This window comes from Sphingobacterium alkalisoli (assembly GCF_005049105.1).
GTDB lineage: Bacteria > Bacteroidota > Bacteroidia > Sphingobacteriales > Sphingobacteriaceae > Sphingobacterium > Sphingobacterium alkalisoli.
Map to the genome: position 1 here is coordinate 555,343 of NZ_SUKA01000004.1, position 16,646 is coordinate 571,988.

The 16,646-nt window shown below is 45.2% G+C and carries 6 protein-coding genes; all 6 read right to left on the bottom strand.

The annotated features are described in order from the left end of the window. Positions 1-50: 50 nt before the first annotated feature. A complete protein-coding gene (locus tag FAZ19_RS15490) occupies positions 51-2,006 on the bottom strand; it encodes an OmpA family protein (RefSeq protein ID WP_136821650.1) in 1,956 nt (651 codons plus the stop codon). Between the two features lie 28 nt (positions 2,007-2,034). Further along, positions 2,035-3,045, bottom strand: a complete 1,011-nt coding sequence (locus FAZ19_RS15495) for a PorP/SprF family type IX secretion system membrane protein (protein WP_136821651.1) — start codon at positions 3,043-3,045, stop codon at positions 2,035-2,037. A 100-nt stretch (positions 3,046-3,145) separates the two neighbouring features. Then, complete coding sequence (locus FAZ19_RS15500) at positions 3,146-4,732, bottom strand: T9SS type B sorting domain-containing protein (protein WP_136821652.1); 1,587 nt, start codon at positions 4,730-4,732, stop codon at positions 3,146-3,148. Between the two features lie 111 nt (positions 4,733-4,843). Continuing rightward, complete coding sequence (locus tag FAZ19_RS15505) at positions 4,844-5,344, bottom strand: hypothetical protein (protein ID WP_202912368.1); 501 nt, start codon at positions 5,342-5,344, stop codon at positions 4,844-4,846. Between the two features lie 58 nt (positions 5,345-5,402). Then, on the bottom strand, positions 5,403-13,745 hold the full coding sequence (locus tag FAZ19_RS15510) for a thrombospondin type 3 repeat-containing protein (RefSeq protein WP_136821654.1): 8,343 nt from the start codon (positions 13,743-13,745) through the stop codon (positions 5,403-5,405). 120 nt (positions 13,746-13,865) lie between these two features. Next, the coding region (locus tag FAZ19_RS24115) for a hypothetical protein (protein ID WP_211245514.1) at positions 13,866-16,646 on the bottom strand (2,781 nt) is incomplete at its 5' end.

A 16,646-nucleotide genomic window follows, 5' to 3' on the forward strand; every position in this document is an offset into this window, starting at 1 on the left:
CAATCGGGGATGATTGCAGATCTTATTGCTAATTGAAATGCGGTCGTCCTCTAGTAGGCCAGTACCTCTATCTCGGTACGTCTGTTCGCCTGGTGATCTGCGATCGAACACGGCACACCATTGCTGCACCTGTTGACCAGACGTTTTTCCCCGTACCCTTTCGCTACCATCCGATCCCGCGCTATACCACGGGTAACCATATAATCGACCGCACTTTGGGCACGACGCTGGGACAGCTTCTCATTGTAACCATCGCTTCCCCTGCTGTCCGTGTGGCTCGACAGCTCGATCCGAAGGGTCGGATTGTCACGCATTGTGGCCACTAACTGATCCAGGATAAGGGCCGCGTCCCTACGGATATTGTGCTTATCAAAGTCGTAATAGATATTCTCCAAAACAAACTTGTCACCTACCTTATGCACCGGCTGTAGGTTCATCACGACCCGTACCGTCGTATCCCGCGCTGGGAATAAACCCTCAATACTTGTCGAATCCGAGTGGTAGCCGGACTTTTCGGCCAGTAACCGGTAAGGTTCCCCCTTATTTAAGGTAAACGTAACCCGTCCCTCCTTATCCGTAACACCCTTGGCGGCTATCTCCTTCCCTTTATGGAACAACGTCACGCTGGTAGCCGGCAACAGCTCACCTGTTTCCTTGTTGCGGGTTAATCCCTCCAGAACGATGATAAATTTAGGCTTCGCAAACGTGAACGAATAGATATCATCGCCTCCCTGTCCCCCTGTCCTATTTGAAGAAAGGTATCCGTAGATGACATCCCCATCGCTGGCCGCTACCACATAGGCAAAATCGTCACCTGCCGAATTTATAGGGTAACGGAGATTCTCTGGTTTGCTGAAGGCTGAACGGTTACCTACAGCCCTGTAGATATCCAGTCCGCCCATACCTACATGGCCATCACTCGAAAAGTACAGGGTATCACCCGACACGTTCGGAAATACCTCGTCGCCCGCACTGTTAATCGTAGGCCCTGCATTCTTTGGGGATCCCCAGCTGTTGTCGCCCTGTAGCTCACTGTACCAGATATCTACACCCCCATGCCCGCCCGGCATATCAGAAGCATAATATAACACCTTTCCTTCGCTGCCCAATGCTGCATGGCCCAGCGAATATTCCTTCACATTATTATAGGCAAAGTCTTCTTCCGCCCAGTCTGTGCCGTTCTTTCTATAGATCTTTAGTTCCAGGTTCTGTTTGCGCCACTTCAACCCGTCAGAACGGTATTTCTCCGTGTCATTCCCCGGGTATGTACGGGTGACATACAGCACGTCCTCTTCCGCATTTACGGCGACAGGGCCAATGTGGTACAGCGCGTTATTGAAGGCATCTCCCATGACATTGGGACCGTTTAATTCCCCATCCCTTGCCCGGTCTGCAGCATACACCTTCAGGTAAGATTGCCCAGTCATGCCACTTTTCTTGTTTAACAATCCGTGGGGTTCACCCGCATAGATAACACCCCCGCTCGTTGGGACTAAACCAAATTCCGAAAGGTCGGTATTAATAGCCTTCTCATTCTTCAGGTTGTGCAAAGTCGGGTTCTTCATCCATAACACGGCTGAGTCGGCCCCCTGAACATACCGGGCTATACTTTCGTCTTTCCCGTATTTTTCCTGATATAGTACGTATTGCTTACCGGCTTCGGCATAGCGCCCACGTTTCTTCAGCACCTCCGCATAGTGCAGCAGCGATTCCTGTTTATGGTCAGGTTGTAGCACTACACGCGAATACCAGTTCTCTGCCAGCTCGTACGCATTGATCTTTCGATAGCTGTCTGCAAGCCGCTCCATATCCTCCGTCCTGGGCTTTTTTACATCGACAAGCTTTTCGTAGGCTATCGCAGCGTTGGCATACTCCAGTTTATCATAGAGCAGCTCCGCGCGGTTCCTCCTACTCGGTTGTTCCTGCGCCAGCGACAGCTCTGCTCCTAGAAGCAGTAACGAAACAGCCAGTAACCGCAGGTTTCCTATATTATATCTTCTGTTCATAATTTATCTCTGCTTAACAGTCATTGTTCTAAAAATAGCGTGGGCTAAGGATCTGCCGTACCACACGTCCAAAGGTCACGCCCAGTGTAACTTCATGCGTACCCTGTTGCAGTCCGCTCATACGGTTCAGCATATGGTCATACGAATAGCCTATCCTAAGCGTAGGGCTCACATAGAATTGCGCGATCGCACTCACCGAATTCAGCGAGCTCAGTTTCCCCGCAGAATAGTCCGTATAATCGCGATCAAAAATCCGTGAACGCGTACGGTAACCGCCCCCGATCCAAAACTTATCGTTGAAGATAAACATCGCATTCACATCCAGGGACGTAGGCCCCTTGAAGTCGTCCTTGATCAAAATACTCGGCCTCAGTAGCAGACCCGGATCAAGTTCAAAAAGTACCCCGGCAATAAAATAACCGTGTACATTGCGGCGGAGGCTTTCCAAGGAATTCTGGTTGAACTGGAACTCGTCATCACTGTCCGTGCCCGCAAATAAATCCTGCACAGATACACCGGCATACCATCTCGGATTGCTATAATACACACCAAGGCGGACATCCGGCTTCCATGTCGAAATCTTCCCCTCAGGCAGTACCTGGTCGCTCCCATCAATGGCGCTAAGTTTATTGCCGTCCAGGCTGTACTGTGTCAATCCCCCCGCAATACCCAAGCTCAGTCGATGCGTATCCGCTTCATCAAGCTGCAAACGCACAGCATAGTTGGCGTACACACTGGTTGCGGCCTGCGCGCCCAATGCATCTGCTGTAACCTGAAGACCTACACCATGCCGTTTCGAATGCGGATCCAGAACACCGTCGATCGAAACCGTACCCGTCTTAGGCGCCCCCTCCCAGCCTGTCCATTGGCTACGTAACCCCAGCTGTCCAAACCATTCTTCCTTGTAGCCCGCGTAGGCCGGATTAACGCTCAGAGAGTTGAAAATATACTGGGTAAACTGAATGTTCTGCTGACCCTTCGATGCAGTACCAAAAAGCACAAACAGCATGATCAAAAATAATGGTAAGGACTTTTTCATTGTCTAATATTATACCTTGATTAAAGTAGAGACGTAACATCGTGTCCTGAAACAGCATACATTACGTCTCTAAAAAATGAACGATCTTAATACATTATACTTACTGGCGTTTAATCAAAACACTTCCCTTGAATACCTGGGTCTGCGTACCATTATGAGCCGTAATCAGATAGAAATATGTACCCTCGTTAAGACCCAATCCCTGCCAATCGTCTTGGTAATCAGGATTGCTGTAAACCTCATTTCCCCAACGGTTGAGAACCACCAGATCTATCCGGTCAAATCCTTCGCGACCACTTATTTCGAAATAGTCATTGACACCATCTCCGTTTGGCGTGAAAACATTTGGAATGAGCAGATTCCGTGGAAATATATTTACCGTAACCCAAGCCGTAGACCTTAGCCCGTTCTCATCCGTGATCTCGTACTCAAAACGATCTTCGCCCACATATCCTTCATTCGGAATATAGGTAATACTTCCATCTTGATTAATTTCTGTACGCCCGTTCAACGGTGGTGTAGTCACCTGTATTAGACCTATAACAATCGCACTCGATCCCGCTTCATCGTTCTCCAGTACATTGATCGCAGGAATTTCATTCGTATCGCGACCGTAGGTAATATCGATCGGGCCGTCATCATTCGCCATCGGACCTACTAAGGACTGCTTGGTAAACCAAGTTCCCGTCAAGGTATTATCTGTTCGGGTTTCTATATCCTCTCGCGTATGTATACCTTCACCATTGAATACTGTTACATCGCCAATCCAATTACCACCATCGGCGTTCTGAACAATCCGCGCATCTGCATCCACATATGCAACACCGTGGGTCGCCATATTATGCTGTAGACGGTAGGTCATCTGTAAAGACTCGTCCGCATAGATATTCCAAACACGATCCATACCCAGATCGATATCGGCCTCACTAAAGTCTATGCTAGTAGCGGCTCCATAGCTAGTAACGGTTACGTAAACCTGGCGACCTGCTGTAGACGGCGTCAAGGTCGCCGGCGTATAATCCCCCGTAGCGATCCCGACTGGAAACAGAAATGCCGACACACCCAGATAGTTCTTGATCAAATGCCCATCAACACGATCATCGGTCACCACCATCCGGTCGCGACTTGCATACAATATATCCGACGACGTACCCAGTTCAAAATCATGACCGTTCAGGTAAATATTTGCTCCGTTTACAGCAAGATCTATAGATTTATTGATACGCAAGGCTGCTGTCTTGGAGGAGGAAGGAAACGTACCCCCTTCTGGATAAGGACCCTCAATATTTTCTAGGATCATTCCATGATCGTTATTCAAAACAATCGTAACATCAATAGACGCTATATTATTATTACCATCTACTACTGTAGCGCCAGCAGCCCACCCTTCATACATCGGGTTAGAAGCAGGACTATGTAGGGTCAACGTACCGCTACCATGAATACGCGCCGTAGGCGCTATCCATATATTTCGGGAATAAATTATTAGATCGCCATCCAACTGCACATCTGCATTTGGACCAAAATATAAACTTTCCGAATAGATTACTTCGAAGGTTCCAGAAGAAATCGTCTGCGGTCCGTTATGGGTCACAAATGAACTAAGACCTGTCTGGGCTTGTGTAGTCACCGAAAATGATATCAACACAGCCACGAAGGCTATTATATTTCGTAAACGCTTTTTCATACACGCTATTTATTTTTAAGAGTCACCATTAGTCATATCTTATTATAGGCACAAGCTCGAGAAGATTTCATTTAGCTCATTATTATAAAAATCTTCTCGAAGCCCAATGACTTACTTCCAATAGCTCCACACGGTACCATCATAGACAGCCAATGCCTTGGCGTCTGTATCATAACACATCATTCCCGGGTATGGACTGGGTACATTCAAATGAGGAGAAGCTACTTTCGGAAGTACCAATGCCTTATCCGTCGCTTCCAATACCAGCACGCCGTCAACAGCCGTACTTTTGGCTCCTATTACCGTTTGCGTACCAGCAGCCGTGCCCGAATAAGGCAATACAGCACTGTTGTCCCCCTCGTCCGAAAGGTTAACCCAAGCCCCATTTGCAAACATCTTCACCATTTGGGCATTCTTGTCATACAGGAACGTGCCATTTGCTGGTGTGGTGGGCAGGGTTTCTACAGCAGGTAGGATAATCCCCTTGGTGGTGCCAGATGCAAAGTCCAATACGCCACCCCCATCTACCGTTAATTTCTCAATGGCCGTTTGACCATGAACCACAGTCCAACTGAAGCAAAACCCAAGTAGTAACAAAGCCGGTATTTTCATGATTTCTAAGTTTTGATGTACGCTATTCTTGATTTATACAAATTAATATCCTTCTCTATTATTCATTACAACCCCTTTGGATACAATTCCAGGTTGTTCCGTTATACAGCTTGATACATGCTTCGTCGGTATCATATACCAACATTCCTTCTACGGCATCAAGGGCATTGATTTGCACTGTGGTTAAACGGGTAATTACAAAGCCTTTATTTTCCGATTCGATGGCGATGAAACCATTCGGAATGTTTTGAGGCCAGTTTGCAGTCATTCCTATTCTGTCAGCAACCCCTACCTTGGTAAACTCTGTTGGCGTTCCTGTTGCGCCAGGCTGCACACAATAACAGCCATTTATCATTGCATCTGTGGAGCTTCCTACACCCTGCGAATTTCCATTGTCAGGCACCCCATTTTCGTCTACCGGATACATCGAAATATTGATGGAACCGTCAGGATTTAAATCTGCATAGGTGTAGTTGCCATCACCTTCGATCGCATCCGGACAACCATCACCATCTGAATCCAGATCAAGACGGTTTGGTATACCATCTCTATCGGTATCACATTCCAAATACATCGACACGGCGTAAGTTGGATCACCAAAAGCAGTTGTGGTTGAAAATCCGAATGACTTTGGACCAAAATTCATATTTATATAACGCCATTGGCCAAATTCGTTTGTTCCTGTATTTGCGTCTAAATTAGATAGCGTTTTTTCAGTTGGCAGATCTGTAACCGCCCATTCTCCGGATATTGGAACTTGGTTTTCTATTCCAGGAGTAGTTACAGGCATTACAACTCCTGCATCATAAATATGAATCGTCTTGCTATCGTTACCATAATACTGGTCATCTTGTGACATTACTAGAAAGGCGCTTAGTGCCCCACTAATATCCCATCTGGAAGCGGCTTCACCATCTTTTGTCCACCAGTCATCTTCAGTAGGATGAACTGAAGCATTTGTAATACTTATGATAATTGCGCCAGAATTTGCTGGATACCCAAATTTGGCACTTAAATCAGCTGTTACATCTTGATTTTTTGCGTTCAATGCCAACCCAAAATCGGAAGGAGCAATATCTATTAATTGTCCTGACCCAAAGGCGGCTAACATATCATTGTATGTATTACTACACTCATCACTATCTAAAATACCATCATTGTCTGAATCCAGATCGCAAGCATCGTTGATGCCATCACCATCTGTATCCGGTCCAGGACAAGGGTCTTCCGGACAAGGCACGCTGTTCAACCCACTTCCACGTCCATAGATATAGGTAGAGCCAACTACCGATTGTGTTGCCACGATCGTGTTGGGTGCTCCATCATTCCATGTAATAGCATTAAAACTATTACCGTTACTCAATTCCAACAGATGCAACTCTCCACCGGAAGTCTTGCTTCCATACATAGTAACATTTCCATTAGGGGCAATAACAACACGGATAAGAGGTGCTGAAGCGTTACCCGTCATCTGCCATATCGGAGCAGTATTGGTTTCATATTCGTCACCGTCAGCGAACCGTACATTGATACCGCTTGTTCCGGCAGACTGAAACTCAATTTCCTGCGTAGCCAGCTGTACCCCATTGATTTCCATATTGAAAGAATTATCTAAGGAATGAATATCAAACTGGAATCCATAATTGGTAGCCGGCTGGTTGAATGTAATCGGAACTCCCCCATTGGAAGAAAACGCACTTCCTTCAACTTCTTCCGTACAGACCTCAGGATCAACACCAGGACAGGCTTCTAATGTGATCACATTGGACAGCATCGATGGGTTTTCTACCGAGCAAGGATTATCCGGATCTATGACCAGTTCAAAGAAGCTTGAAGCAGCATCTTCATCCGTGAATATTTCACTGGTAACATCCAATGTCACGGTAATGGAACTTTCGCCGTTCGGAATTACCAAATCATCGATCTCAATATAGGATTCACCTGTAGGATCAAATCCGAGTACACCCGAGGTTCCATTGTTGAAGGTAACTGAAGTGATATCCTGACCCAGCTCATAATACACTTTCAATGTTGCTCCGGTGATTTCTGGGTCTTGGTTGTCAAAATTCAAGGTATAGGTTACCTGATCTCCCTCGCCCAGACAGGTAGCATCTACTTCATAAAGGAAATTTAAATCCGGCGCCGTGAAGCTACTGGCAACAAAACCTACCGGACTAAACTCGCCTGCTGCCGGATTGATACTGTTGTAGGAATTACTCGTTTCTGTTACTGTATAATCACTGGATGTATTATACACGGTGGTCGTACCATCCGTGCTCCTTACGTTGATGTACAAGAAGGTAGTACCTGATGGAAGTTCGAGTCCATTGAGTGTAAAGGTATTGGCGTTATACGTATACGGTGTCGGAGAACCAAATTCCGAATCGTTGTACGTGTCTTCCACAAACTCCAACCCAGCAGGCAGTGTTTGGGAAACATTAACTGTCCTGGTGTCACAATTGCTGTTGATGAAACGTAATCGCATCGTGGTTTCTATACAGCTGGGCACTTCTTCGCTTTGCGTGAAGTCTTGTATCATCGTCACATTATCCACAGTCGGCGGCAACGGAGTCGCACATTCGAATGAAATATCCCCTATATCCAGTGACCTGAGCGTCTGGCGGGCATTCGTTCTTTCCACATCAAAAACAATTTCTATTCGCTCAATTGGTCTATTGAACCTAACATTTGCTGTAGAATGAAGGAATGTAAGCCCTCTATATGCTTTAGTACCGACCACTTGATTACCTACGATTTCATAGGTAGTCGCTGTTGTAGGATTGGCAGCGTGGGTAATTTTTGGCATAACCACATTGTCATCACAGTCATAGCCTATGACGGTAAACTTATTGGCATTGCTGAGATAGGTATTGATATTCGAAATCTGGAAACTTGCCCCAGCCACTGTTTGATTTAGATTGATGCTATGGGTTACCTCTACGTTTTGGTTGTCCCGTCTTCTGGACAAGAACCATCTGCCGTAAGGACGCGGGTAAGCATTTGCGCCATATTCAACACCGACAGGGTAATCCGCCGACATATTCACAATCAGATCGCCTTGGTCGGTAGATCCGATGGTTTCCGGATCCATCACATTGTTCTGGCGCTCTAAAGTAGTATTCCAACTTCTACCTGTTTTGAATACAAAGGTACCGCCTGTACAGACATCGCAGTCGCTAGGAGAAACTATCCCCGCGAAAGTCATATACTTAACCCCTTCGGTAAACAAGAAGTTGAAAGAAGCCAATCCACCTGCATAAGAAGCCGCAGGCAATCTGACCAGGTTAGTGCTGAAATTTTCATCATCAGCTACCCATATTTCTATACTAGAATTGAATGTATAATCATTAAGATCAGCCTGCAACCAAATTGGCTCAGGGTTGCTTGTAGTCTCTACACGCCACACTTTATTGGCTCTCGTAATGGCAGGGTCCAGTGGAAGTCCTGTACAAGGATCCGTAGTCGCCTCGGTCTCACCGGTAGCGGCATTGTCGCCAAACATAATATACTGAGAATTTCCAGTAAAATTAGTTCTTCCTGCATCATCGTTTGCCGAAACAAAATCATTGGTTGTAGTAACAATTAAACGTCCCGAACTTACTACATTCCGTGTTGTTGACACACGTTGATTAAAGAGACCTATATCTTCTCTGGCCAATCCAATAACATCGTTGTGATAATCCGGATTCGTATTGCCAGACCAAACTATATTGCCTGCTGCATCCAAGTAATCGAAAGTTCCGGTGTGATTACCTCCTGCCGGAATATCATTTCTTAGTGTCACACCATATTTAATTGCTAGATATGAATTTACCCTGTCTCTTTCTTCTGGGGTTAGGTTTCGATCATACACCACTTTTTCAGTAATACTTCCTGTAAATCCGCCATCATCACCTCCCATTCCTGTTGCAGCACCAGAGTTTGTACCAAAATACTGTCCTCCTCTCACCCAAGCGGTATTATTTCCACCTGCGAGATTCATTGTCGCACCAAAGTTAGAGCCGTTTATACTTCTGTTTAATTCATCTACATTAAATCTGGAATAAGCTATTCGGGTAACCGCTCCAACAGTTTCATAAGTGGGCACAGGGTCTCTGAATGCTAAACCGCCTCCTGTATTATCTCGATGTATAATATCTCCATTTCGTCTAAAATGTGGAGAGTCCCAGTTGGTTCCACTATTGGTTACATTATCTCGACCAATACCAAAGAATGTAGTACCAGCGGAAACATTGCCCAACACAGAGAATATATCAAAAGTATTGGTTGTGAGGATAGATTCAGACCGTTGACCGATTACCTGGTTGGTCGCTGTGAAATTCACCGAAGGGTTGAAATTGAATTCCTGACTAGCAGCGCCAAATGAAGGCAAAGCAGCTGTTCCCATCTGGGAAACCTGATAACCATTGGGCGACATATCATCCCACGTACTTACCTCGGTGCCAGACAAAGCTATTCCAATATCAGCCCGGTGCCAAATAGCCAAATCAGCAGCCACACCACCCGGCGCATAGCCAAATCCGGCAAAGGTGAAGAAATCTCCATCATCGAAAGTAATGGTTGCGGTATTGTAATCCTGTCCATTGATGCTTACTACATCGTCCATTGGGACAAAATTGTCGGTATCATCAAATGTTTCGTCTGTAGATCTCACCAAGTACATATTGCCAATACCCACCGGCCAAGCAACAGTTACTGTACCCACATTGGCTGTGTTTTGCACCTTCCAAATGGATTCAAAACGGAAATTGGTTTCACCGTTGGAACCTGATGTATATTCAAATGGAATACTTAGGCTTTGTTTTAAACCGTTGTCGCCTGTTAATAAAAATTGACCTTCGATTAAGTCATTGGTATTATCGGCATTACTTTCGAATAAGGAGCTGCCGTGACCAATAACTAATTTCTGATTTACACCTGTACTTGCAGCCTGTTTTTGGTGCAATCCAGATGTATTATCTCTGACAACACCAAAGATATTGTTGTTGTAACCTGCGTTGGTGGTTATGTCCCATACCGTACTACTATTGGCTGTAAGGTAATTTTCTGCTAAAGTGGCACCGTTTTTCAAGGCGAGATAAGAGTTAACTCTCGATTGCTCATTAGCTGTTAGCGGACGTTTGTACCAAACAACCTCCATAATATCACCAGGGAAAGGACCAGGAGCAGTCCATGCCCCATCACCTACTCTTAGGCGTTGACCTTGAATATGAAACCTGTTAGAACTTGAAGTATTTGGGTATATCTTATATACACCATTCACTCCCAGCACTCTTTCCCCTCCGGCAGAAGTTGACGTTCCTCCAGCAACGATAGGGTTATTCCCTATTCCTGAAACTATATTCGCAGCACCAATCTTGAACGGTTCTTCATCAAATTGATCTGCATTAGCTCCACCGCTAAATTTATATAACCTCAGTCTTCCTCCTTCAATAGAAAACCCCGGCTCGGCTCCGTTTCCGTCATCATCAATACCGATAATGCGTCCTGTTCCGGCAGAAGTTGGTCTTACTGCCGAAAAGATAGAATGAGATACATTATCTAGTTGCCCATTGGTAGGGTTCAATACCGAAGTAAGATTACTAAAATATTTACTACCCGTATAACCTGTGGTATACGGATGAAAGTTGTGTGCCCTATCTGCCGGAGTAAGCGTCCATGTACCCACGACAGGGATATCATTGGCATATGTAGAATGATCTTTCCAAGCAGTTTCTATGGCTCCCGCATCATCCGATTTTACCCAGAAGTCAGGATCAACCACTCCTCCAGGAGCAAACTGATATCCAGCAAACGTAAAGTAATCCCCATCATTGAAAGTAACTGTTGCTGTGTTATAATCAACACCATTTACAGTAACGGTACCTGTCATTGGCGTGAAAGTATCTGTGTTGTCAAAAACCGCGTTTGTCGACTGTACCAAATATAGATTGTTGATACCTGCCGGCCAAGCCACGGTTACTTGTCCTACACTGTTTGTATTTTGTACTTTCCATACAGATTCGAAACGGAAATTGGTTTCTCCGTTTGCCCCTGCCGTATAGACCAGCGGTTCGCTAAGGGTTTGTTTTAAACCGTTATCGCCCACCAATAAAAACTGACCTTCCGTAAGAGAATTGGTGTTGTCTGTATTGGTATCAAACAAGGTAGTACCGTTACCAATGATTAATTTTTGGTTATTATTAGAGCTTCTGGATTGTCTTTGGTCTAAACTTGCGCCTAGATCCTTACCTAATCCTGCAATATTTTTATTAAAATCAGCATTGACAGTTGCATTCCATACAATATTACCTGCACTATTAACATAATTCTGAGGATTGTTTTGATTTAGTGTAATTCCATATTTCACGGCTAAATAGCTATGGATTTTCTGCAAATCTGCATTGTCCATATCACCACCATCCGGACTGTTGTATAGAATAACTTCTGCTATATCTCCCAAAAAATTATCTCCGGTGGTTCCATCAGCTCCTATGAAAGCACCATTAGCTGTTTGAGCGGGGTCGTTGACCAAGGTGTAATTTCCCCCGGTTCTCGGGTAAGGGGTAGTGTACACTTTCTCAAACCCATTGTTAAATCCCCTTTGATTGGCCGGTGAACCAAAACGAGGAAGTATGGATGAATAAATTCCAAACAAGTCTTCTGCCGGAGGTCCTGCAGCAGTAGCGCCAAAACCATTATTGATGGTAGGAAATGGGTACATCAACCCACCTGTTCTTTGTAAGAAAAACCCATCGTTGTTACCTGCCAGTGCAAAAATACCTCTTGCAGCTGTAGTTGGATTAGTCAATCTTGCCACAGCAATATAATGCACTGAACCATCCGTATCGAGAAAAGCAGTATTGGTATTTCTTAAATAGTTATTTGACCCATTGAAAGAAAGTGTAGGGTTGAAATTCCAAGTATTGTCAAAGGTTGTTTGGTCGTTGTAGGGAATAGTCGCTGCTCCATTAGGGGTAACTGTTACTTCTGTCGAAGCATAATTTTCCCAAGCCGTTACTAATTTTTCCGAATCGGTAGATACTCCGAAGTCCGCTTTATACCACAAAGCCAGATTCAAACCGACCCCTCCCGGTCCCGTTTGAAACCCAGAAAAGGTAAAATAGTCTCCATCATTGAATGTAATTGTTGCTGTGTTATAATCAACGCCATTTACCGTAACGACGGCAGTCATAGGAATAAACTCGTCAGTTGCGTCTATTGTTGCATCCGCAGATCGTACCAGATGTAAATTAGTAATCCCCACAGGCCAAGCAACGGTTACGGAACCTACGGTGTTCGTATTTTGCACATGCCAAATAGTTTCAAATCTACTGTTGATTTCACCACCAGGAGCATTATGTGTTAGTGATTCTATTAATTGCCTTCGCAATCCATTATCCCCCCATACCAAAAATTGTCCATCGGTAAGATTATTTGTATTGTCTGCATTGGTAGCAAACAAGCTGCTACCATTACCTATCAGCAATTGATTGCCTGCGTTTTGGGACATGGATTGTTTTTGGTGAAGCCCCGAAGCATCATCCCTGCCTATACCGCCGATATTGTTGATATAGGTTGCATCATTATATATAATATTGTTATTTGCATCGACATAGTCGCCTTGCTTGGTAATCCCGTATTTTAAGGCTAGATAGCTTTCTATCTTGTTGTACTCGGCAGGATCGTGCTTACCGGAGAAAACCACCACTTCTGCCACATCCCCGCTCCAGAAAACATTACTTGCTCCTGATGCCCCGATCCTAAAGGCTGCGGTATTCGCATACGTAGGGTTTACATTGGTTGCATTGATGGCTTCCGCCCAGCTTTGGGCTGCAATATAGTTTCTACCGGTAGCACCACCGCCATCATATCCAGTCCTTACCAAATTCAACCCTCGGTTGGGCTGTGTGATATCCCAATTGGGTGGAGCAGTAACCATAGCAGAGCCTGTATTGTTTGCAAAACTCGCGGTACCCCTAGTTGCTATGGCTCCGGTAGTAGCTTGTTGACCGCTGTGAAAGCCCGTAGCATCACCGGATGCGCCAATACCAAATACGGCTCTGTTGGCGGTAGCAGCATTGTTTTTTGCTACGTAGTAGTATGTCGTAGGCGTGGCATTGCCTACCGGCCAAAGGAGCTTAGGCGTGAGATTGTTGAACTGGTGAGCAGTAACCCCTTCAAAAGAAGCGACTGGGTTGAAGTTGATCAAAGACTCGCCAGCGGGTGCCGAGGTTCTTTCCAGATTGTAAGCATTCCCCGATTGGTCTGTCCAGAAAGTTTCCGCTAATCCTACATCCCCCTTGTACCAAGCAGCCAAACCGGTGGACACGCCCCCGGGGGATTGCCCGAAAGCCGATGTTAGTACGGCAAAAAATAGCGCTGTAACCCATCCAATTTTCAAATTGTATGTTTTTCTCATGTTTAGTTTAATAAATTACAATCCACTCCATTGATCAACTTATGAAAGATTATCCCGGCCACCTGCGTTGAGACAGGCAGCCGACATATCAGCTTTACCACTACCTTACCTTTCGCCGAATTATGGTACTACCGTATATTCAACAATGATATAATAATCTCCTGCCGGATGTAAGGTGGTCATAGAGCCGGCGGTTCCAAGTATCAAGGTTCTATTGACCTGATCATATTCTATGATGTTGGTACTGATAGATCCTGTGGTCTTGCTTATAAATCTGACACCTATCACAGTAGCTCCAGTAGGAATATCACTTCCTGAAAGATCCACTACATTGGAATTGGTTGCCAATGTAATATCACCTACCACTTCAAAAACAGGTTCTCCTCCGATCCATTCTTTACCAGTGTTTTGACTGGTAGCCCGATAATGGGCTGATTGGAGCGCAAGGGCTGAAATATCAGCTGAAAGCATATTACCATCTTCATCGGTGTAGAGGATGTTTTCTACCGCTGTGGTGCCACTATCGTCGCGCGTATTGGGGTATTCGTGAAGTTGAATCTCTCCCTCTCCCGAAATGGTCATTCTTGTTTGGGTAAGTGCTGCGTCGTTGCCCCCAGGGTTGGTGCTGAAACGGATTGGGGCAGCATCAGCGGTGGCGTGTGTTGACAACAATAACTCTGTAGAACTACCGGTAGCAGTTATTGAAGAAGTGCTAGCATTCCATTGCTGTACCCATAAACTAGAACCTCCGTTATGAAATCCCATAGCTGCATCAACGGCAGTATTGGTAGCTGTCTGATGTATTCTTCCAGCCGCATCCCAATGAGTTCTCCGGTCGGTTCCATTAAATCTCAGAGTCTTTCCGTTTAAGCCTAGGTTCCTGATTGTTTCTGTTCCTGTCAAAAGGCCATCGGAATTGTAAATGTTGAGCGGATCCGAAGCCAAATCAGCTACGTCAACCGTTTTCAGTACCCCATCGGCATCGGCCACGACTACTTTGTCTGTACCAGTATCTCCTATATTGGTATTGATATCACGTACACGGACATTGCCGGAACCTACATCCAATCTTTCAGTAGGGGCGATTGCTTCATTGGCCAGGCCTAAATTCCCGTTTTTCAACAGTGTAAGTGAATTAGCCCTGTTTGCATCATCAGTTCCCGAACCGACTTGAAATAGTGGTTCAGTCGTTACCCAATTTAAAGACGATGGATTACCTGTGGTAATCGCATTATATCTACCAAGTACAAAATCATGCGAAGAACCAGTAATAATACCTTTTCCTAAAGCAAATGAATTTTCAGCATTAGCTAAATTTTCTCCTCCAATTGCAACACCATAATCTTGTTCTACAGTATTAAGATATCCAACAGCGAATCCCCACGTTGCATCAATTGTATTGAATTCCCCTAGCGCTGTACTAAAATATCCATCCCGAGTGATAGAATTGGAACTACCAATTGCGGCTGCATTTCCCAGTACTTCGTTTCCCTGACCCAAGGCTATTGAATAATCTTCCCCATTTGATTTGTTTGAATTACCCATCGCAATATTACCATAGATGGTTTGATTAGAGGGTGGAATTATTTCATTGTTTAACCCAGCGGCAAATCCATGATTTCCCGCGACTATATTGTTCGCACCTATCGCAAAACCATTATCACCACTTACGACATTGTTTGTCCCAAATGCTCCTGAATTAACACCTACAGTTCCTACATTTCCAGAACCTCCACGTACCGCACCTTCCACATCCAGACTAACACCTGCATGTGCTTCGTCTTTCTTAATGGCTACGCTTCCCATTTGGTATATATTCTGAGCGTTATCAAAAGCTTTTCCAGTAGTTCCTTGAATATTCCAGGGTTCAGTAGCTAATTCGTCTACTGACAGTGTTCTTAGCACTCCGGTAGTTTTATCAACTACTGCAATATCCACAAGGTCTGTATCGGTTTCTTCAACCAACCCCTCAATAGCCAATGTATTGGTGGCATCGGTTATGATTGTAGTAGGTTCTGTTAAAGTGCCACCTAATACTACATCTCCGTTAGTTCCGTCAATATGCAAACCGTTTGCAGCTGTTACAGCTACGATGTTCTCGATGTATTCCTCTATCGTACTGTACGTGTTACCGTTAACCGTAACAGGACCACCGTTAACCACTTCCTCAAACTGGTTGATAACAGAAGCAGGTACATCGACCACCGTTACCGTACCGTCTTCACTCGTGTAGGTGTACGTTCCGTCGTTGTTGTCGATCAACGTCGTGTTGGTCTCGTTTGCCGCTACGATGTTCTCGATGTATTCTTCGATGCTGGTGTATGTGTTGCCGTTAACCGTAACAGGACCGCCGTTAACCACTTCCTCAAACTGGTTGATAACAGAAGCAGGTACGTCCACTACCGTTACCGTGCCGTCTTCACTCGTGTAGGTGTACGTTCCGTCGTTGTTGTCGATCAACGTTGTATTGGTCTCGTTCGCCGCTACGATGTTCTCGATGTATTCTTCAATGCTGGTGTACGTGTTGCCGTTAACCGTAACAGGACCGCCGTTAACCACTTCCTCAAACTGGTTGATAACAGAAGCTGGTACATCAACTACCGTTACCGTGCCGTCTTCTGAAGTATAGGTGTACGTTCCGTCGTTGTTGTCGATCAACGTCGTATTGGTCTCGTTCGCCGCTACGATGTTCTCGATGTATTCTTCTATCGTATTATAGGTACTACCGTTAACCGTAACAGGACCGCCGTTAACCACTTCCTCAAACTGGTTGATAACAGAAGCAGGTACATCAACGGTTGTTACCGTGCCGTCCTCACTTGTGTAGGTGTACGTACCGTCGTTATTGTCGATCAACGTCGTATTGGTCTCGTTCGCCGCTACGATGTTCTCGATGTATTC

Coding starts and splice junctions, on each gene's coding strand:
- FAZ19_RS15495 (WP_136821651.1), bottom strand. CDS start 3,045: ATGAAAAAGTCCTTACCATTATTTTTGATCATGCTGTTTGTGCTTTTT.
- FAZ19_RS15505 (WP_202912368.1), bottom strand. CDS start 5,344: ATGAAAATACCGGCTTTGTTACTACTTGGGTTTTGCTTCAGTTGGACT.
- FAZ19_RS15490 (WP_136821650.1), bottom strand. CDS start 2,006: ATGAACAGAAGATATAATATAGGAAACCTGCGGTTACTGGCTGTTTCG.
- FAZ19_RS15500 (WP_136821652.1), bottom strand. CDS start 4,732: ATGAAAAAGCGTTTACGAAATATAATAGCCTTCGTGGCTGTGTTGATA.
- FAZ19_RS15510 (WP_136821654.1), bottom strand. CDS start 13,745: ATGAGAAAAACATACAATTTGAAAATTGGATGGGTTACAGCGCTATTT.